The 18924-nt window shown below is 65.7% G+C and carries 17 protein-coding genes and 3 tRNA genes; 15 read left to right on the top strand and 5 right to left on the bottom strand.

The window, feature by feature from the left end; translation table 11 throughout:
* Positions 1-6: 6 nt before the first annotated feature.
* From argG to QTH90_RS09095, 4 genes are all read right to left on the bottom strand, one after another.
* Positions 7-1350 (bottom strand): argininosuccinate synthase, encoded by a 1344-nt coding sequence (argG, locus tag QTH90_RS09110; protein WP_286664138.1) that lies wholly within the window; start codon positions 1348-1350, stop codon positions 7-9.
* Between the two features lie 15 nt (positions 1351-1365).
* Positions 1366-1689: a pyrimidine/purine nucleoside phosphorylase gene (gene ppnP, locus QTH90_RS09105; RefSeq protein WP_286566967.1), complete on the bottom strand. Its 324-nt coding sequence runs from the start codon at positions 1687-1689 to the stop codon at positions 1366-1368.
* A gap of 133 nt (positions 1690-1822) precedes the next feature.
* Complete coding sequence (locus QTH90_RS09100; protein ID WP_286664137.1) at positions 1823-2371, bottom strand: hypothetical protein; 549 nt, start codon at positions 2369-2371, stop codon at positions 1823-1825.
* A gap of 75 nt (positions 2372-2446) precedes the next feature.
* Positions 2447-2800: an ArsC family reductase gene (locus QTH90_RS09095; protein ID WP_286664136.1), complete on the bottom strand. Its 354-nt coding sequence runs from the start codon at positions 2798-2800 to the stop codon at positions 2447-2449.
* A gap of 34 nt (positions 2801-2834) precedes the next feature.
* Between QTH90_RS09095 and folC the strand changes: the two genes are divergently transcribed.
* From folC to QTH90_RS09020, 15 genes are all read left to right on the top strand, one after another.
* Complete coding sequence (folC, locus tag QTH90_RS09090; protein ID WP_286664511.1) at positions 2835-4142, top strand: bifunctional tetrahydrofolate synthase/dihydrofolate synthase; 1308 nt, start codon at positions 2835-2837, stop codon at positions 4140-4142.
* Between the two features lie 62 nt (positions 4143-4204).
* Positions 4205-5104, top strand: coding sequence for an SPOR domain-containing protein (locus QTH90_RS09085; protein WP_286664135.1), 900 nt, complete (start codon positions 4205-4207; stop codon positions 5102-5104).
* An 11-nt stretch (positions 5105-5115) separates the two neighbouring features.
* Entirely contained in the window at positions 5116-5601 is a 486-nt protein-coding gene (locus tag QTH90_RS09080) for a CvpA family protein (protein ID WP_286664134.1), read from the top strand.
* Positions 5602-5613: 12 nt separating this feature from the next.
* Positions 5614-7113, top strand: a complete 1500-nt coding sequence (gene purF / locus QTH90_RS09075; RefSeq protein ID WP_286664133.1) for an amidophosphoribosyltransferase — start codon at positions 5614-5616, stop codon at positions 7111-7113.
* A 9-nt stretch (positions 7114-7122) separates the two neighbouring features.
* On the top strand, positions 7123-8337 hold the full coding sequence (locus tag QTH90_RS09070) for an O-succinylhomoserine sulfhydrylase (protein ID WP_286664132.1): 1215 nt from the start codon (positions 7123-7125) through the stop codon (positions 8335-8337).
* Positions 8334-9722, top strand: a complete 1389-nt coding sequence (gene gltX / locus QTH90_RS09065; RefSeq protein WP_286664131.1) for a glutamate--tRNA ligase — start codon at positions 8334-8336, stop codon at positions 9720-9722. Before QTH90_RS09070 ends, gltX begins: the two co-directional genes overlap by 4 nt.
* 35 nt (positions 9723-9757) lie before the next feature.
* A tRNA-Ala gene (locus QTH90_RS09060) sits at positions 9758-9833 on the top strand.
* A 54-nt stretch (positions 9834-9887) separates the two neighbouring features.
* A tRNA-Glu gene (locus QTH90_RS09055) sits at positions 9888-9963 on the top strand.
* A 71-nt stretch (positions 9964-10034) separates the two neighbouring features.
* Positions 10035-10111, top strand: a tRNA-Asp gene (locus tag QTH90_RS09050).
* Positions 10112-10283: 172 nt separating this feature from the next.
* Positions 10284-11273, top strand: a complete 990-nt coding sequence (locus tag QTH90_RS09045) for an alpha/beta fold hydrolase (protein ID WP_286664130.1) — start codon at positions 10284-10286, stop codon at positions 11271-11273.
* 38 nt (positions 11274-11311) lie between these two features.
* Positions 11312-11809, top strand: coding sequence for a flavodoxin family protein (locus tag QTH90_RS09040; protein ID WP_286664129.1), 498 nt, complete (start codon positions 11312-11314; stop codon positions 11807-11809).
* A gap of 235 nt (positions 11810-12044) precedes the next feature.
* Positions 12045-13712, top strand: a complete 1668-nt coding sequence (locus QTH90_RS09035) for a M30 family zinc metallopeptidase (protein ID WP_286664128.1) — start codon at positions 12045-12047, stop codon at positions 13710-13712.
* A 117-nt stretch (positions 13713-13829) separates the two neighbouring features.
* Complete coding sequence (locus QTH90_RS09030) at positions 13830-15440, top strand: mechanosensitive ion channel family protein (protein WP_286664127.1); 1611 nt, start codon at positions 13830-13832, stop codon at positions 15438-15440.
* A gap of 182 nt (positions 15441-15622) precedes the next feature.
* A complete protein-coding gene (locus QTH90_RS09025) occupies positions 15623-15976 on the top strand; it encodes an alpha/beta hydrolase (protein ID WP_286664126.1) in 354 nt (117 codons plus the stop codon).
* A gap of 134 nt (positions 15977-16110) precedes the next feature.
* The gene (locus QTH90_RS09020) at positions 16111-17448 is read left to right on the top strand and encodes an MFS family transporter (RefSeq protein WP_286664125.1); all 1338 of its coding nucleotides are present in this window, start codon (positions 16111-16113) and stop codon (positions 17446-17448) included.
* Here QTH90_RS09020 and QTH90_RS09015 read toward each other — a convergent pair.
* Positions 17442-18911 (bottom strand): amino acid permease, encoded by a 1470-nt coding sequence (locus QTH90_RS09015; RefSeq protein ID WP_286664124.1) that lies wholly within the window; start codon positions 18909-18911, stop codon positions 17442-17444. The genes QTH90_RS09020 and QTH90_RS09015 overlap by 7 nt on opposite strands.
* Positions 18912-18924 lie beyond the last annotated feature (13 nt).

The following is an 18924-nucleotide window of genomic DNA, read 5'->3' as shown; positions in this document are numbered from 1 at the left end:
AAAAGGCTACTGCCCCTTGCCGTCGTCGTTCGTGAGCTTGGGCAGCGATGCGCCCTGGCCCGACACCAGCAGTCCCGCCTGCGTATAGATCGCCAGCTTGTCGCGCGTATCGACGATGTCGAGGTTGCGCATCGTGAGCTGGCCGATACGGTCGGCCGGCGAGAAGCTCGATTCACCCTTTTCCATGGTCAGGCGCTCGGGCTTGTACGTCAGGTTGGGCGACACGGTGTTCAGGATCGAATAATCGTTGCCGCGGCGCAATTCGACCGTGACTTCGCCGGTGATGGCGCGTGCCACCCAGCGCTGGGCAGTCTCGCGCAGCATGATGGCCTGCGGGTCGAACCAGCGGCCCTGGTAGAGCAGGCGGCCGAGGCGGCGGCCATGGTCGCGGTATTGCTCGATCGTGTCCTCGTTGTGGATGCCCGTCACCAGTCGTTCGTAGGCGATGAACAGCAGCGCGAGGCCCGGGGCCTCGTAGATGCCGCGGCTCTTGGCCTCGATGATGCGGTTCTCGATCTGGTCGCTCATGCCCAGGCCGTGGCGGCCGCCAATGCGGTTGGCTTCGAGGATCAGGTCCACGAGGCTCGTGTATTCGACGCCGTTGATCGCGACCGGACGGCCTTCGACGAAGCGCACGGTGACTTCTTCGCGCTTGACCTCGACTTCGTCCTTCCAGAACGCCACGCCCATGATGGGCTGGACGATCTTCATGCCGCTGTCCAGGTGCTCGAGATCCTTGGCCTCGTGCGTCGCGCCCAGCATGTTGGAGTCGGTGGAATAGGCCTTCTCGGCGGACATCTTGTAGGCAAAGCCGGCCTTCTGCATGAACTCCGACATCTCGGCGCGGCCGCCCAGCTCGTCGATGAAGGTCTGGTCCAGCCAGGGCTTGTAGATCTTCAGTGCCGGGTTGGTGAGCAGGCCGTAGCGGTAGAAGCGCTCGATGTCGTTGCCCTTGTAGGTGCTGCCGTCGCCCCAGATGTGGACGTCGTCTTCCTTCATCGCCGAGACCAGCATGGTGCCGGTGACCGCGCGCCCCAGGGGGGTGGTGTTGAAGTAGGTGACGCCGGCCGTGGTGACGTGGAAGGCGCCGGCCTGCAGCGCGGCGATGCCTTCGGCGGCGAGCTGCGTGCGGCAGTCGATCAGGCGCGCCTTTTCAGCGCCGTAGAGCATCGCCTTGCGCGGGATCTCGTCGTAGTCCGGCTCGTCGGGCTGGCCGAGATTGGCGGTGTACGCGTAGGGAATGGCGCCCTTGTTGCGCATCCAGTGCAGCGCGGCGCTGGTGTCGAGGCCGCCCGAAAAGGCGATGCCGACCTTCTGGCCGGCGGGAACGTTCTGGAGGATGGTGGACATGCTCGGAATCCCGGTTCAGCCGAAGTGGCAGATGTAGCTGTAGGGCTCGCCGCTCACGCGGATCTGGAAGCTGGAGTTGCCCGGCACGCTGAACTTTTCGCCCGCGCCCGAGGCCACCCATTCGTCGCTGCCGGACAACTTGTATTCGCAACCGCCGGCAGTGCCTTCCATGATTTCCGGCGCGCCGGTATTGAAGGTGAGGGTGGACGGCAGGATCACGCCGACCGACTTCTTGGTGCCGTCAGCGAGCGTGAGGCTGTGGCTCACGCACTTGCCGTCGAAATACACGTTGGCCTTGGTCGATACCGCGGCGCTCTGGAGAAATTCGGTTGTGCTCATTGGATAGGAGGGCCTGGCGCTGGTTGCGGTCGGCAATCAGCAGCGCGTCGTTACAGGACGCGCCCGTGCAGCAAAGGTTGGAAAAGCCCGTGATTTTAGGCTTGCCGGCCGGCCCCCCGGCCTCGACGCGCGATCAGCGCCAGCGGCCGCCCCAGCCGCGCGAGTACCCGAAGCCCAGCGAAATGCCGATCGGCGGGTAGACATAGGGCTGCGGGTAGGCATAGGCCGGAGCCGGGTAATAGGCAGGTGCCGGGTAGTACACCGGGGCCGCCGGCTGCACGTAGACGGGGGCGGGTTGGGCATAGACCGGCGGGGGCGCGCCGCGGCCGGACACGACGACGCCTTGCTCAGGAACCACGTGATCCCAGTTTTGAGGGCCGTTGTTGTAGTCGGAACCCTGAGCAAACTGCGACTGTGGAGCCACGGGGGAGGTGGTCGCTACGCCGTAGGCGCCGACTTCGACGGAAATGTTCGCGCCGGGCGGCGTGGCGGTGCGGGTCGTGTACTGGCGACCGGCGTATTCGTAAGTGACGTCGTAGCTGGTGCTGCCGTTGGATTCGGTCACCGGCGAGGTCGAAATGACCCGGGCCAACACCTGATCCGCCTGGGCGAGCGTCGCTCCTCCTGCCAACGTTGCCAACACCGAAAGGGCGGCGATTCTGCGAACTATCTTTGTATTCATCTGAAACTCCTGGAACGGGGCGCCGAGCCCCACGGAACCTTGTTGGATGCCGGTGGGCGGAAACGGTTCAACCGTTTACACAACGTGGCTTTTCCATTGGGCGGCGTCGAACCCTGTCGTAACGCCGGCATCGGAGCCCCAGTTGACCACGGGGCGCTTGATGAGGCTCGGATTGGCGAGCAGGACGGAGCGCGCCGAGGCGGTGTCGACGACGGCCGCGCGGGTTTCGTCGTCGAGGCGGCGCCAGGTCGTGCCGCGGCGGTTCACCAGTGCCTCCCAGCCCGGGGCCTTCAGCCACTGGTCGAGTTCTTTTTCGGGCACGCCTTCCTTCTTGAAGTCGTGGAATCGATAGGTGACACCGTGTTCGTCGAGCCATGCGCGGGCGCGTTTGACGGTGTCGCAGTTCGGAATGCCATAGAGCGTTGTCATCCGGCGATGATGCCCGCGGCGCGGGTCGGCGACAATTCCGGGCTCCATGAAAACCCTCGCAGACTGGCTCTCGCACGCCGAGCGCCTGCATCCCAAGAACATCGAACTCGGCCTCGACCGGGTCCGTGCAGTCGCCCAGCGGCTGGGCCTTTCCTTCGACTGCCCCGTGATCACGGTGGCGGGCACCAACGGCAAAGGCTCGACCTGCGCCATGCTCGAGTCGATCCTCACGCACGCCGGCTATCGGGCCGCGGTGTTCACCTCGCCGCACCTGGTGCGTTTCGAGGAGCGCCTGCGCCTGTCCGGCGAAGCCGTCGACGGCACGGAACTGGCCCGGCATTTCGAAACCGTGGAGCAGGGCCGCGGCGACGTCGCGCTGACGTACTTCGAGTTCACCACCCTCGCCATCCTGCTGTGCATCGCGGCGAGCAAGCCCGACGTCGCGATTCTCGAAGTCGGCCTCGGCGGGCGGCTGGACGCGGTCAACATCGTCGACGCCGACTGCGCCGTGATCACCAGCATCGACCTCGACCACATGGATTACCTCGGCCCCGATCGCGAAAGCATCGGTTTCGAGAAGGCCGGCGTCATGCGCGCCGGCCGGCCGGCGGTCGTCAGCGACCCGGTCCCGCCGCAGAGCGTGATCGACCACGCCAACGCGATCGGCGCCGATCTCTGGCTGGTCGGGCGCGATTTCAACGTGTCGGGCGACAAGCAGCAGTGGGGCTGGAGCGGCCGGGGCCGGCGCTACAGCGGTCTGGCCTACCCGGCCTTGCGTGGCGCCAACCAACTGGTCAACGCCGCGGGCGTGCTGGCGGCGCTGGAATCGCTGCGGCAGCGCTTGCCCGTCACCGCGCAGGCGGTGCGCAACGGATTGGCGATGGTTGAGCTCCCCGGGCGCTTCCAGATCGTGCCGGGCGAACCGACCTTGGTACTCGACGTGGCGCACAACCCGCACGCAGTCGCGGCGCTGGCCGAAAACCTCGACGCAATGGGCTTCTACCCGACCACCCATGCCGTCTTCGGCGTGATGGCCGACAAGGACGTGGCGCCCATGTTCGCGCGCATCGGCCCGATGATCGACCGCTGGTACTTCACCGATCTGGCGACCGATCGCGCTGCGAAGGCCGACGATCTGCTCGCCCGCTGGCAGGCGCAGAACACGCGTTCCGACGTGGCCGGCAGCGTGCACGCGTCGCCCATGGAGGCGCTGCAGGCGGCCATCGATCGTGCCGACCCCACTGATAGAATCGTGGTCTTCGGATCGTTCTTCACCGTGGGTGGTGTGCTCGAGCACGGAACACCCCGTCTGCGAGCCAGGCACTTGTCTCCAGGCTCCTGAAAAAGCCCTGATTTCCGGTGCCCCTCCACCTCACGCTGCACTCCATCAGGAAAACGAATTTCATGGCGTTCTTCAAGTTCCGCGCACGCGGTCCTCAGGGCAACGAAGGGCGAAACAGCGCGGTCGCTGCCGCACCGGCGGAGAGCATCGAAGCGATGCGCCGGCGCGCCCGTCATCGCCTTGTCGGCGCCGCCGTGCTCGTGCTGGTCGGCGTGATCGGCTTCCCCCTGCTGTTCGACACCCAGCCGCGCCCCGTCTCGGTCGATATCCCGATCGAGATCCCGGATCGCACGAAGGCCAAGCCCCTCGCGTTGCCCTCGGCTCCCGCGCCCTCCGCCGCGAGCAGCGGCAATACCGGTTCCGGCGCCGCGCCTGCATCCGGCAGCGGCGGCATGATCACCGAGTCCGCAGACGGCACCGAGATTCCGGCGGGCAAGCTGCCGCCGTCCGCTCCCGCTGTCGAAGCCAAATCCGAGCCGGCGTCCGAAGTGAAGCCTCCGCCCAAGGCCGAGGCCAAACCCGAACCCAAGCCCAAGCCCGAAGCCAAGGCCGAGGTCAAGCCGAAGCCGGAAGCGAAGGCCGAAGCCAAGCCCGAGCCGAAGCCGGAGTCCAAGCCCGCTCCCAAGCCGGCGCCAGCCGACGACGGAGACCGCGCCCGCGCGCTGCTTGAAGGCAAGGGCGCGTCCGCCGCTGCTGCCAAGCCAGCCGCCGCAACTGCCGCGGCCGACGAAAGCGGCCGCTTCGTGGTCCAGGTCGGCGCCTTCGCCGATGCCGACAAGGCCAAGGAAGTGCGCCAGAAACTCGAAAAGGCCGGACTCAAGACTTACACGCACGTCGCCAAGACGACCGACGGTGAGCGCACGCGTGTGCGTGTCGGTCCCTTCGGCACTCGCGCCGAAGCCGACCGTGCCGCCAGCAAGGTCAAGGGCTTGTCATTGCCGGCATCCGTCCTCAGCTTGTAGCCAGCGCTGACGTGGCCCTGCTGGACTGGATCGCTGTCGCGCTGCTGGTGGTTTCGATGCTGCTGGGGCTGGTGCGGGGACTGGTGTTCGAGGTGATGTTGCTGGCGGGCTGGGTGGCTGCCTTCCTGTGTGCGCAATGGCTGGCGGAGGACGTGGGCCGGTGGTTGCCCTTCGGCGATCCGGCGGCGACGTGGCGCTATGCAGCCGGTTTCGTCCTGGTGTTTGTCGCCGTGGCGTTCAGCGTGGGGATCGTGGCGTCGCTCACGCGCAAGCTGGTTGCCGCGATCGGATTGCGGCCGGTGGATCGTGTTCTCGGCGGCGCCTTTGGCGTGATTCGCGGCGCGGTTGCGCTGCTCGCCGCGGCGGTTGTTGTTCATTTGCTGGCGTTGAGCGACAGTGCCTGGTGGCACGAATCGCGAAGCGCCATTGTTCTCGATGCGGCATTGCAGGGCCTGAAACCCGCTTTGCCTGATAAGTTGGCAAGCTACCTGCCCTGAGAGGATCGCTTCATGTGTGGAATCGTCGGCGTTGTCAGCAACGCTCCCGTCAATCAACTTCTTTACGACGCCCTGCTGCTCCTGCAGCATCGCGGCCAGGATGCGGCTGGCATCGTCACCCTGCTGGAACGCAAGTTCTTCATGCACAAGGCCAAGGGCATGGTGCGTGACGTGTTCCGCACGCGCAACATGCGGGCCTTGCCCGGTGACGTCGGACTGGGCCAGGTGCGCTATCCGACCGCCGGCAACGCGTACAGCGAGGAAGAGGCGCAGCCCTTCTACGTGAACGCGCCCTTCGGCATCGTGCTGGTGCACAACGGCAATCTCACCAACGCGCATGCGCTGCGGGCCGAGTTGTTCTCCACGGACCACCGCCACACCAACACGGAGAGCGACTCCGAAGTGCTGCTCAACGTGCTCGCGCACGAGATCGATCGCGCGACGCGCGGCGGCGCGCTCAATTCCGCGGCCCTGTTCGACGCGGTGCGTAATGTGCACAGGCGCCTGCGGGGTTCCTACGCCGTCGTGGCGCTGATCGCCGGGCACGGCCTGTTGGCATTCCGCGACCCCTATGGCATCCGTCCGCTCGCGATGGGCCGCGGCGCCGATGGCACCGTGATGGTGGCCAGCGAGTCCGTCGCACTCGAGGGCTCGGGCCATGTGTTCGAGCGCAACATCGCGCCGGGAGAAGCGGTGTTCATCGACCTCCAGGGCCAGGTGCACGCCGAGCAGTGCGCAGACTCGCCCACGCTCAACCCCTGCATCTTCGAATTCGTCTATCTGGCACGGCCCGACTCGGTGCTCGACGGCATCTCGGTCTACCAGGCGCGTCTGAACCTGGGCGAGACGCTTGCCAAGCGCGTGGTCTCGACCGTGCCGCCGAGCGATATCGACGTGATCATCCCGATCCCTGAATCGAGCCGGCCGAGCGCGACGCAACTCGCGCACCTGCTCGGCGTTCCGTATCGCGAAGGTTTCGTGAAGAACCGCTACGTGGGCCGCACATTCATCATGCCGGGGCAGGGCGTGCGCAAGAAGTCGGTGCGCCAGAAGCTCAACGTGATTGCCAGCGAATTCAAGGGCCGCAACGTGCTGCTGGTGGACGACTCGATCGTGCGCGGCACCACCAGCCGCGAGATCGTTCAGATGGCGCGCGACGCCGGTGCACGCAAGGTGTACCTCGCCAGCGCGGCGCCGCCTGTGCGCTACCCCAACGTCTACGGCATCGACATGCCCACCAAGGACGAACTCGTGGCGCACGACCGCACGGTTGAAGAGATCCGCGAACTCATCGGCTGCGACGCGCTGATCTACCAGGACGTCGACGCCATGAAGCGCGCGATCGGCTCGCTCAATCCGAAGCTCGACGGCTTCGATGCGTCCTGCTTCGATGGCGTCTACGTGACCGGCGACATCGACACCGACGCCATCACGCGCATGAACGGCAACCGTCCGCGCGTCGAGGAAACCGAAGAAGACTCGTCGCGCCTCGCGCTGCCCAACCTGAGCTGAAGGCGCAACGTGACCGAACGATCCCTCCCGCCCGGGCTGCACCGCGACACGCTCGCGGTGCGCACCGCGCTCGACCGCAGCCAGTACGGCGAGAACTCCGAGGCGCTTTTCCTCACGAGCAGCTTCGTGCAGCCCGACGGCGAGACTTCGGCTCGCCGCTTCGCCGGCACCGAGGAAGGCTTTACCTACACGCGCACCTCGAACCCGACGGTGGCCAGTTTCGAGCGCCGGCTGGCCGCGCTCGAAGGCACCGAGGCGGCCATCGGCGCGTCGAGCGGCATGGGCGCGATCCTCATGATGTGCATGGGGCTGCTCAAGGCGGGCGACCACGTGGTGTGCTCGCGCTCGGTGTTCGGCTCGACGCTCAACCTGATCGGCCGCGAATTCGGCAAGTTCGGCGTCGAGACCACCTTCGTCTCGCAGACCGACGTGGCGGAATGGAAGGCGGCGATTCGTCCGACCACCAAGCTGCTCTTTGCCGAGACGCCGACCAATCCGCTGACCGACGTCTGCGATATCCGTGCGCTCGCCGATCTCGCGCACGACGCGGGTGCGCTGCTGGTGGTCGACAACTGCTTCTGCTCGCCGGCGCTTCAGCGACCGACCGAATGGGGCGCTGACCTGGTCATCCACTCGGGCACCAAGTATCTCGAAGGACAGGGACGGGTTCTCGCCGGCGCGATCTGCGGTTCGTCGAAGCTGATCAATGAAGTCTTCGGCCCCGTGGTGCGCACCGCCGGCATGGCGCTGTCGCCGTTCAACGCGTGGGTCGTTCTCAAGGGACTCGAAACGCTCGGCATCCGCATGCAGGCGCATTGCGCCGGTGCCCTCGCGCTCGCGCAGTGGCTCGAAACGCAGCCAGGCATTGCGCGCGTGTACTACCCCGGGCTGGCCTCGCATCCGCAGCACGAGCTTGCGATGCGCCAGCAGTCGGGGCAGGGCGGTGCCGTCGTGTCCTTCGACGTGAAGGGCGATGGACCTGAGATGGCCCGCGCCAATGCCTTCCAGGTGATCGACAGCACGCGCGTCCTCAGCATTACCGCCAACCTCGGCGACACCAAGACCACCATCACCCATCCGGCCACGACCTCGCACGGACGCCTCACCGAAGCGCAGCGCCAGGCGGCCGGCATCGGTCAGGGCCTCATCCGCGTCGCGGTCGGGCTCGACCATATCGAAGACATCAAGGCCGACCTGTTGCGTGGCCTGAGCACCCTGGCATGACACAGAAGACCCGCACCCGTTTCGCTCCCTCGCCGACTGGCTTCATCCATCTCGGCAACATCCGCTCCGCGCTCTACCCGTGGGCCTTCGCCCGCTCGACCGGCGGCGACTTCATCCTGCGCATCGAGGACACCGACGTCGAGCGTTCGACGCAAGCCGCGGTCGACGTCATCCTCGAAGGCATGGAGTGGCTGGGCCTCGACCATGACGAAGGCCCGTACTACCAGATGCAGCGCATGGACCGCTACAAAGCGGTGCTTGCCGAGCTGCAGGCTGCGGGCCAGGTCTACCCCTGCTACATGAGCGTGGCCGAACTCGATGCATTGCGCGAGAAGCAGATGGCCGCCAAGGAGAAGCCGCGCTACGACGGCACTTGGCGCCCCGAGTCCGGCAAGACATTGCCGCCGGTGCCCGAAGGCGTCCAGCCCGTGCTGCGCTTTCGCAATCCGCAGGGCGGCGTGGTCGCGTGGGACGACAAGGTCAAGGGCCGCATCGAGATCGGCAACGACGAACTCGACGACCTCGTGATTGCGCGTCCCGACGGCACGCCGACCTACAACTTCTGCGTCGTGGTCGATGACATCGACATGGCGATCACGCACGTCATTCGCGGCGACGATCACGTGAACAACACGCCGCGCCAGATCAACATCTTCCGCGCCCTTGGCAAGGAGCCGCCCGTGTATGCGCATCTGCCGACCGTGCTCAATGAGCAGGGCGAGAAGATGAGCAAGCGCAATGGCGCGAAGCCCGTCACGCAGTTCCGCGAGGAGGGTTTCCTGCCCGATGCGATGGTCAACTATCTCGCGCGTCTCGGCTGGAGCCATGGTGACGACGAGATCTTCTCGCGCACGCAGTTCATCGAGTGGTTCAACCTCGACCACCTCGGCCGCAGTGCCGCGCAGTTCGACGAGACCAAGCTGCGCTGGGTCAACGCGCAACACCTGAAGGCGATGGCCGACGATGCATTGGCGCCGCTGGTCGCTGCGCAGTTGGAGAAGCGCGGCATCGTCGCCGATGAGCGCCTGCCCGCCATCTGCGGTCTCTTCAAGGATCGCTGCGACACCACCGTCGCCCTCGCGAACTGGGCCGCGGCCTTCTATGCGGACGTGTCCGCGAGCGAAGCCGAGCGTGCACAGCACATCACCGACGCAGTGCGGCCGGCCATCGCAACGCTGGCCGACAAGCTTTCGACTGCCACCTGGGAAAAAGTCGCGATTGCAGCCGCCATCAAGGAAGTACTGGCCGCGCATGCGCTTAAAATGCCGGCTCTCGCGATGCCTGTGCGGGTACTGGTGATGGGAACATCCCAGACACCGTCCCTCGATGCAGTGCTCGCGCTCTTTTCTCGCGAAACTATTTTGAAGAGATTGAAGGAGGCCTGATTTTCAGGCTATAATTTGAGGCTCGACACCCACACGGGGGTATAGCTCAGCTGGGAGAGCGCTTGCATGGCATGCAAGAGGTCAGCGGTTCGATCCCGCTTACCTCCACCAAGGTTGTCGAGTAGAAGAAACAAGCGCTGATCGCAGCGCGGTTCCTAAGGTTTTGACCCTATCGTCTAGAGGCCTAGGACACCACCCTTTCACGGTGGCTACCGGGGTTCGAATCCCCGTAGGGTCGCCAGTTTTCACCGCTTGGTGAAGCGGGCACAAGTCGCAGCACTTGGCTCCATTTGGAGCGAACGTTGTCTACCAGGAGTGGTAGTTCAGTTGGTTAGAATACCGGCCTGTCACGCCGGGGGTCGCGGGTTCGAGTCCCGTCCACTCCGCCAGTAAAGCGAAAAGCCGTTGCAAGTCATCAACTTGCAACGGCTTTTTCCGTTGCGGGTCTGAAAGCGAAGTTCAGTCGGGCCACGCCCTCGTCGTGGGCAAACGCGCGCGGCCAAACTTGTCGGCGCCGGCTTTTGTCGGCATCATCGCCGGCGCTGAGGAAGGAGCCCGCTGATGAAATCGTGGATTCGCCATGCTGCCGCTCTCGCCGCCTTCATGACTGCGGGCGCCGTGCAGGCAGTCGGCCTGGTCGGCATCACGTTGCCACCCGGCTTCCCTTCGATCGAGGACACCTCGCTGGCCCGCCCGCTCATCGGATTCGGCGCCGCCGGGCCGGTGACGCGAACGCCGGTGATCTTCATCCACGGCAACAACGACACGCCGTTCCCCACGGCCTGCAACCCCTATGGGCGCGTTCAGGCGATGGCGCAGTACTTCGCCGACAACGGCTATGCCACCAGCGAGCTTTGGGGCGTGGGCTATCAGGGCGACCAGTGCGACCTGGCCGCAGACCAGACCCGCCGTTCGAGCATCGCCCACACGAATGCCGCGAACGTGCCCGACCTGCGCCGCTTCGTGCGCGCGGTGATGGAATTCACGGGCGCCAAGCGGGTGGACATCGTCGGCCACAGCCTGGGGGTGACGCTCGCGCGCGAATGGATGCGACAAGACGAGGCGCAACACCTGGTGCGTCGCTTCGTGGCCATCGACGGGCCCAACCACGGCATCATCAATTGCTCGCCCGATCCCGCGAACTACTGGCAGGCGCCGGCGGCAGGCGGCTTCACGCCTGCGAGCGACGTGTGCCAGGAACTGGGCTCGCCCGATTCGCCGTTCCTGCGCCTGCTCAACGGCCGCGGCGGACGCAACGAGAACGACGGACCCGCGCGCGTGCTGGTAATCCGCAACGGCGATGCCAGCTTCGTCTACTTCCCGGTGCAGGATGGTTCCGTCGCGCCGGTGCCCGCCCAGGATTCTTCCGGCAAGCCCACGGACTTCACCCGGAGCGCCAGCCTGCGCGGCGCGCGCGAGATCGTGTTCACGGGACAGGGCGCCTACGATCCCATCCTGCGCACCGGGCACCTCGGCATCCTGAACTCGCCGCAGACATGGCATGCCGCCTTCGAGTTCCTGAACGAGCGCTCCCGGGGCAAGGACGACTGAGTCCGCGCGTCGTCGGGCAGGCCGCTATGCTGGGCGGCATGACTCCCAAGACGCTGCTCGTGGTCTATCACACCATGACCGGTGGCACTGCGCAGATGGCGCAGGCTGCCGCCGAAGGCGCGAGCGATGAAGCCGGCGTGCGCGTGCGTCTGCTGCGTGCGCCCGAGGCGCAGCCCGACGATGTGCTCGGTGCCGACGGCTACGTGTTCGCCACGCCCGAGAACCTCGCCGCGATGGCGGGACTGATGAAGGACTTCTTCGACCGCTGCTACTACGCCGCGCTCGACCGCGTGAATGGCCGGCCCTATGTCGCGCTGGTGTGCGCCGGCAGTGACGGCCAGAACGCCGTGCGGCAGATCGATCGCATCGCCACGGGCTGGCGGCTGCGCAGCGTCGCGCCGGCATTGATCGTATGCACCCATGCGCAGACTCCCGAGGCCATCGCGCAACCGAAGAAGATTGGCGCCGAAGATCTCGGGCGGTGCCGCGAACTGGGCGCTGCGCTGGCGGCAGGGCTGGCGCTCGGCGTGTACTGACCCCTCCTGACGCGTAGCCACAAGCGCTGCTTTCGACAGCGGCCCGCCCGCGATTCTCCTGAGGACCAGGAACAACAGCCTGCACCAGCGCTGAATTTTTCACCGCATCTGCCGATATCCGCATGCAACCCGAATTCAGGAGCGCCGGTCTGGCCGGCACCCCTTCGGGCCTGGGCGATACGCGACCGGCTTCCGATTTCACGTGTCGCCGACCACGTGGAATCAGGAGAAAAAGATGCGCTGCAAAACGCAATTCGAATCGCTGTGCGAGCTGACCGTTGTAGTGGCGGTGGCGCTGGCTCTGTCTGCTTGTGGTGGCGGCGGTGGGGGCGGAGGCAGCTCGGCCGCGCTGGCTGCGTCGCCCAAGGCATCGACCCCGACCGGGGGCAATGCCGTGAAGGCATCGTGCACAGACTGCAGCGCGATCGGCGACAACGCCTATTCGGGCTCGGGCACCGGCATCTGGCAAGGCGCCAACGCCTCGCAGGTTCCGGTCGACATCCCACTGTCCATCTCCGGCCTCAACGGCCAGACCGTGACGCTGGTGCTGACCAACGAAAGCGATGCGGAAGTTGCGATGCCAGGACTCGTCCTGCGCTCGACCACCGAACAAAGCATCCTGGCGAACAAGGCGACGATCCTGGCGAAGGATGGCACCGGGACGGCCAGGGACGCCATCAGCGAGTTCAATCGGTCCGGCTTCGCCAAGTTGCTGGACCCTTCGACGAAACCATCCTCCAATCTCGCCAAGTCCGCGTTGCCGCTGGCGGTCTACGTGCCCAACGATCAGCGCGATGTCTTCCTGTACGACTATTCGAGGCGCACCGTCAGGCTCGTGGCGCAGCGGCGCACCAGTGATGGCATGACCGTGAACCTGTGGGTCGAGGCCAGCGAACTCGGCTCGTCACGCGTCACGAGCGAACTGGCCGATCGCATGGCGGACAAGTTTGCAGGAGCAGGGGGCGCCTACGACATGCTCGTCCAGACCGGAGGCCCGCTCTGGGGTCCGCACAACGTGAGCGGCTTGCTGTCCGGCAGCGGCCAGCCCATCGACATCTTCGTCGTGAACTTCGACCGCAACAGTCAGCCCTATGGCCTGGTGGGCTACTTCTGGGCCTTGAACAACTTCGTCAAGGGCAGCGGTGACCTCGCCTACAGCAACGAGTCGCTGAGCCTCTACCTGGACTCCGAGTCGCTGTACCTCGACGGCGAGGCCGGCGTGAAGGAGATGGCGACGGCGATGGTGCACGAAGGCATGCACATGCAGAACTTCTACCGCCGCGGCGTGAAGATGGGCGCGGCCTACAGCTTCGAACCGTGGCTGGAGGAGATGTCCGCGATGATGATGGAAGACTGGGCGAGCCTGTCGATCGACCCGAGCCACAACGCCATTCGCGACACGCGCTACCCGAACTACCTGCGCGATGCCGACAGCTACAGCTGCACCTTGACTGTGTGGAAGCCTTGCGAGAGCTACGCATTGACCGGCTCCTTCGGCGGCTTCCTGAATCGCCAACTGGGACTGGCCTTCTACAAGGCACTGCTGACGAGCACGGGCATCAGCGATTCCGCCAACGTCCTCGACAGCGCCATCAAGTCGCAGCGGCCCGACTCCGGCATCGGGCAGGAACTGCACCGATTCACCACGGCATCGGCGGGCATCATTCCCCTGAATGCCGGCATTGCCGAATACAGCATGCCCGCCCGCAACGAGGGCGGCTTCAGCCTGCCGGCGATCGACCCGCTCACCCTCGGTCGAAACAACAGGGCCTTGCCGCAAGCCGTGCCCGCGAAGCTGGAGAAGCTGGCAAGCTTCCCGGCGATTCGTTCGAACGTCGCGGGCACGTACAGCGAGACGGTTCGCGTGCCGCCCGGCACGACACTCTCGGTCGTCATCAACTAGGGGCGGCTGTCTCGAACGGGAAGCTGCTCCCGGCCTACGGAGCGGCTTCCCCATCACCAAAGTGCACTTGCGCGGCCGTGGCGGATGTGCATCATCGGGCGTTTCAGGAAGCGACACTTGAGCGTTCCTCGACTCGCCGAAGCCCTGGGGCGGTTCCTCATCCCGTGCACCGTTGCCCTCGTGCTGCTGCTGATGTTGATCGGCGGCGCCGCGCATTCCGACGAAGCCCATCTGCCGGGCGCACCGCTGAGCGTTGCGAACCGCCCGGTGTTCGTGTTTCGTGCGCCGGCCTTCGGTCTTTCTGCGCAGCAGCGTGCCGCCAGAGCGGCGGAGCGCATCGGCAATCTGCCATCCTCCCGTCTCAGGTCGCCGGTGGAGGTCTCGTCGTTCACGCACGAGGGCACCCAGGCGTACGCGGTGATGCTCGAAGGCGAGACCTTGTTCTCCCTGCTCCCTGGTGACCTGGAGCCTGGCGACCCGTCGCTCGAGCAGGTCACGGCGAGCGCGGCGCGGCGCTTGCACGAGGCCTTGCTGGTGCGCTGGGAGCAGGGGAGTGCGCGGCAGTTCGGCATCTCCGTTGCGTGGAGCGCCTTCGCGACTTTCATCCTCGTCCTGGTGATCGTCGCGCTGCAGCGCGTGGCCCGGATGGTGGCCGAGCGGACCTTGGCGGTGCGCGAGCGTGCGTCGAGTCGCCCCTTGCTCGACTGGCGCCGCATTCTCGTATCCGTGCTCGCCCACGTGATCCACTGGATCAAGATCGCCTTCGTGCTCGTGGCTGTCTACATCTGGCTGGCTTTCACGCTTACCCGTTTTCCCTACACGCAGCCCTGGGGCGAGACGCTCGGCAGTTCCATGGTCCGGCTCTTGGGCCGGGTCATGCTGGCCGTGCTGCATGCGCTGCCCGATCTCGCGACGGTCGCAGTCATCTTCCTGATCGCTCATCTGAGCGTGCGGGGACTGCATGCGATGTTCGAGGCGGCCAGGGTGCGAGGTGTCACGACGGCAGCCCTTCAGGCCGACACCATCGGTGCAACGCGCCGGCTGACTTCGGCGCTCGTGTGGGTCTTCGCACTGGTCGTCGCGTACCCCTATCTTCCGGGGTCCGACACCGATGCCTTCAAGGGTGTGAGCGTGTTCTTCGGCGTGCTGGTGACCCTGGGCTCCTCGGGCCTGGTGTCGCAGGTCATGGCCGGCTTCGTGCTGATCTACTCGCGCGCCCTCCGTGCGGGCGACTGGGTGCAGATCGGCGAATCGGAGGGCTATGTCGTGGACCTGGGCGCCCTCTCGACCAAGCTTCGTACGCGCCTGGACCAGGAAATCACCTTGCCGAACTCTGTGGTCATCGCGACGCGCATCGTCAACCAGAGTGACACGCGCAAGGCTGCCGGCGTCTCGCTGTCGACCTCGGTGACGATCGGCTACGACTCTCCATGGCGCCAGGTCCACGCCATGCTCGCGATGGCCGCGAAGCGCACACCGGACCTACTCGAAACGCCCGAGCCGATGGTCCGGCAGATACGGCTGCAGGACTTCTACGTGGAGTACGAACTCAACGTCTTCATGCGCGTCGGCGCGTTCAAGTTCGACGTGCTCTCGGCGCTGCACGCCAGCATCCAGGACGTCTTCAACGAATACGGCGTGCAGATCATGTCGCCCAACTTCGTGATGCAGCCCCGCGAGCCGGTCCTGGTAGCGAAGGACCGGTGGCGCGCGCCACCCGCCGAATGAAGGCTCAGGGCGTGACGATGCCGCTTCGACCCCGTTTGTTCCGGGGAAAACGCAGCCTGTGCCCCAGACATTGTTTTCGTTTCGTAAACGCGGCAGTTCCAATTGACAAGGGTTTTCCCCTAGATTCCCGTGAGAGACTTGTTTCCATGGGCTTATGCCCAGAACACCCCAAAGGAAACACCATGAAAACCTCGAAGGTCCTCGCTGCATCGGCCCTGTCTCTTTTCGCCATCGCTGGCGCTCATGCGGAGACCTATGAGGGCGTGCATCCCCTGACGTCGTCTGCCAGCCGCGCCGACGTGGCGCGCGAAGCCGTTGCTGCGGCGCACGCGGGCAACGTGTACGGCGATGCAGCAAGCACGGGTGCCAACGCCCAGCCCTTCACTTCGACCGCAAGCCGTGCAGAAGTTCGCGCTCAAGCCGTCGCCAAGGCGAGCGAAAACCGCGACAGCCTCGACCGCCGTTCCTTCTACCGAGACCAGGTGCCCGCCCAGTTCAATTCGGGCCGGTCCTTCACGCGGCAAGCCTCGCGCTGATCGACCGTTTCCAGCGGTCGCCTGAGCGCTTCGCGCGCGTGTCGCGAGCGCCGGCGGAAAACGCCGGCGCTCGCGAAGCTGCGAGATATCTGGCGCCCGGATAACACGCAGATATTCAGAGAGGCGCCTTTTCAATGAGCACAGTCACGTCCGCCGCGGGGTCGATACCCGGCGATTCCGCCCCATCCCATCGGCCCTACACCAGCGAAGAGAAGCGGCATCGCATCTTCGCGATCATGGCGGCTTCCTCGGGCAACCTGGTCGAGTGGTTCGACTTCTACGTCTACGCCTTCAGCGCGCTGTACTTCGCGCCCTCGTTCTTTCCCAAGTCCGACCCGACCGCGCAATTGCTCAACACCGCAGGCGTGTTCGCCGCCGGCTTCCTGATGCGGCCCATCGGCGGCTGGCTCTTCGGCCGCGTGGCCGACAGGTACGGGCGCAGGACGTCGATGCTGATCTCGGTCACGATGATGTGTGCCGGCTCGCTCGCCATTGCCTGCCTTCCCACCTACGCGGCCATCGGCGCGTGGGCGCCCTTCCTGCTGCTGGTGTGCCGCCTGTTCCAGGGCCTCTCGGTGGGCGGCGAATACGGCACCACGGCCACCTACATGAGCGAGGTGGCCTTGCGCGGGCAGCGCGGCTTCTTCTCGTCGTTCCAATACGTGACGCTGATCGGCGGCCAGCTGCTGGCGGTGCTGGTGATCGTGATCCTCGAGCAATTGCTGAGCGAGGCCGAGCTCAAGGCCTGGGGCTGGCGCATTCCCTTCGTGATCGGCGCCATCGCGGCCGTGGTCGCGCTCTTCCTGCGCCGCACGCTGCACGAGACACAGACCGCGGAGTCGCGCGCCAACAAGGAGGCCGGCAGCCTCGCCGGTCTCTTCAAGCATCACAAGGCCGCGTTCTTCACGGTGCTGGGCTACACGGCCGGCGGCTCGCTGATCTTCTACACCTTCACGACCTACATGCAGAAGTACCTGGTCAACACGGTGGGCTTGCCGATCAAGACCACGAGCTACGTGATGACCTGCGCGCTGTTCGTCTACATGTGCATGCAGCCGGTGTTCGGCGCGCTGTCCGACCGCATCGGGCGGCGCAACAACATGCTGCTGTTCGGTGGCCTGGGGGCACTGATGACGGTGCCGATCCTGACGCTGCTCCAGGGCGTCACGAGCCCCGTGGTCGCTTTCCTGCTGATCATCCTGGCGCTCGCGATCGTGAGCTTCTACACCTCCATTAGCGGCATCGTGAAGGCCGAGATGTTCCCGCCCGAAGTGCGCGCGCTCGGCGTGGGCCTTGCCTATGCGGTGGCCAATGCGATCTTCGGCGGCTCTGCCGAGTACGTGGCGCTGGGCCTCAAGTCTCTGGGCCACGAGTCGGCGTTCTACTGGTACGTGACCGGCATGATGGTGCTGGCCTTCCTCGTGGCCTTGCGCCTGCCGCGGCAGGCGAGCTACCTGCACCACGATCACTGAAAACGGACCTTCGGGTCCGTTTTTGCGCGCAACGCGGAATGGTGTCGCCCGTAGCCGAAGTAGATTGCCAGGCCGATGGCAAGCCACACCACGAGACGCAGCCAGGTGTCCAAGGGAAGACCAGCCATCAGCACAAGACAGAAGCCGATACCCACGATCGGGACAACGGGCACTCCCGGCGCGCGGAAGGGCCGGAACAGGTCCGACTCGGCGCGGCGCAGGTACAGCACCGCCCCGCACACCAGAATGAAGGCGAACAAGGTGCCGATGCTCACCATCTCGCCCAGGATCTCGATGGGCAGCATGCCTGCGGTGAAAGCCACGCAAACGCCGATCGCTATCTGGCTCAGGTAGGGAGTGCCCGTGGCAGGCCGCACCTTGGAGAACATGGGAGGCAGCAGACCGTCGCGCGAAATGGTGAAGAAGATGCGGCTCTGGCCGTAGAGCAGCACCAGGATCACGGTCGTGAGGCCGGCCAACGCGCCGACCTTGATGAGCAGGGACAACCAGGGTTTGCCGATCGCGTCCACGCCCAGCGCGATCGGATCAGGCACGTTGAGCTGCGGGTAGGGCACCAGGCCGGTCAGCACGGCGGCCACCGACACGTAGAGCAGCGTGCACACCAGCAGCGAGCCCAGGATGCCCACCGGCATATCGCGCTGTGGGTTGCGGGCCTCCTGCGCCGCGGTCGATACGGCATCGAATCCGATAAAGGCGAAGAACACCACCGATGCGCCGCGCAGCACGCCCGAGATGCCATAGTGGCCAAACTCGCCCGTGTTGGCCGGCACGAAGGGGACCCAGTGCTCGGTATTGACCAGACCCACGCCAAAGCCGATAAAGGCCGCCACGACTGTCAGCTTGATCAGCACCATGAGGTTGTTCATGCGCGCCGACTCCTTGGTGCCCATCACCAGCAGGGCGGTGAGCAGCAGCACGATGCCCGCTGCTGGCACGTTGAATAGCGCATGAACGGTGCTGCCGTCGGGCAGGGTCACGATGCCGGGCGCATGGACAAGTTCGGGTGGCAGGCGGACGCCGAACTGTCCCAGCAGGCTGACCAGATAACCGGACCACCCGACCGCCACCGCCGATGCTCCCATCGCGTACTCCAGCACCAGGTCCCAGCCGATGATCCAGGCCGTGAGTTCGCCCAAGGTGGCGTAGGAGTAGGTGTAGGTACTTCCGCTCACGGGAATGAGCGCGGCGAGTTCGGCATAGCAAAGGCCTACGAAGGCACAGGCCAGGCCCGCGAGCACGAAGGACAGGACCACCCCCGGCCCGGCGTACTTGGCCGCCGCCGTGCCGGTGAGCACGAAGATGCCGGCGCCGATGATGGCGCCCACGCCCATGGCGGTGATGCTGAAGGCCCCGAGCGATCGGGTGAGCTGATGCTCGCCCGCCTCGCAACTGGCCACGATGTCGGCCACGCTCTTGCGTGCTCTGTACTGGCTCACTGTCATCGTTGTCTTTCCG

It is taken from the genome of Variovorax flavidus (assembly GCF_030317145.1).
Classification (GTDB): domain Bacteria; phylum Pseudomonadota; class Gammaproteobacteria; order Burkholderiales; family Burkholderiaceae_C; genus Variovorax; species Variovorax flavidus.
The sequence above is the reverse complement of the archived record's forward strand: the minus strand, read 5'-3'. Positions and strand labels throughout refer to the sequence as shown.

Excerpts from the sequence above, each read along its gene's own strand:
- QTH90_RS09095 (WP_286664136.1), bottom strand. The coding sequence starts at position 2,800 with ATGACAACGCTCTATGGCATTCCGAACTGCGACACCGTCAAACGCGCC.
- QTH90_RS09040 (WP_286664129.1), top strand. The coding sequence starts at position 11,312 with ATGACTCCCAAGACGCTGCTCGTGGTCTATCACACCATGACCGGTGGC.
- ppnP (WP_286566967.1), bottom strand. The coding sequence starts at position 1,689 with ATGAGCACAACCGAATTTCTCCAGAGCGCCGCGGTATCGACCAAGGCC.
- QTH90_RS09100 (WP_286664137.1), bottom strand. The coding sequence starts at position 2,371 with ATGAATACAAAGATAGTTCGCAGAATCGCCGCCCTTTCGGTGTTGGCA.
- QTH90_RS09045 (WP_286664130.1), top strand. The coding sequence starts at position 10,284 with ATGAAATCGTGGATTCGCCATGCTGCCGCTCTCGCCGCCTTCATGACT.
- QTH90_RS09085 (WP_286664135.1), top strand. The coding sequence starts at position 4,205 with ATGGCGTTCTTCAAGTTCCGCGCACGCGGTCCTCAGGGCAACGAAGGG.
- QTH90_RS09035 (WP_286664128.1), top strand. The coding sequence starts at position 12,045 with ATGCGCTGCAAAACGCAATTCGAATCGCTGTGCGAGCTGACCGTTGTA.
- argG (WP_286664138.1), bottom strand. The coding sequence starts at position 1,350 with ATGTCCACCATCCTCCAGAACGTTCCCGCCGGCCAGAAGGTCGGCATC.
- QTH90_RS09015 (WP_286664124.1), bottom strand. The coding sequence starts at position 18,911 with ATGACAGTGAGCCAGTACAGAGCACGCAAGAGCGTGGCCGACATCGTG.
- QTH90_RS09025 (WP_286664126.1), top strand. The coding sequence starts at position 15,623 with ATGAAAACCTCGAAGGTCCTCGCTGCATCGGCCCTGTCTCTTTTCGCC.
- QTH90_RS09020 (WP_286664125.1), top strand. The coding sequence starts at position 16,111 with ATGAGCACAGTCACGTCCGCCGCGGGGTCGATACCCGGCGATTCCGCC.
- gltX (WP_286664131.1), top strand. The coding sequence starts at position 8,334 with ATGACACAGAAGACCCGCACCCGTTTCGCTCCCTCGCCGACTGGCTTC.
- purF (WP_286664133.1), top strand. The coding sequence starts at position 5,614 with ATGTGTGGAATCGTCGGCGTTGTCAGCAACGCTCCCGTCAATCAACTT.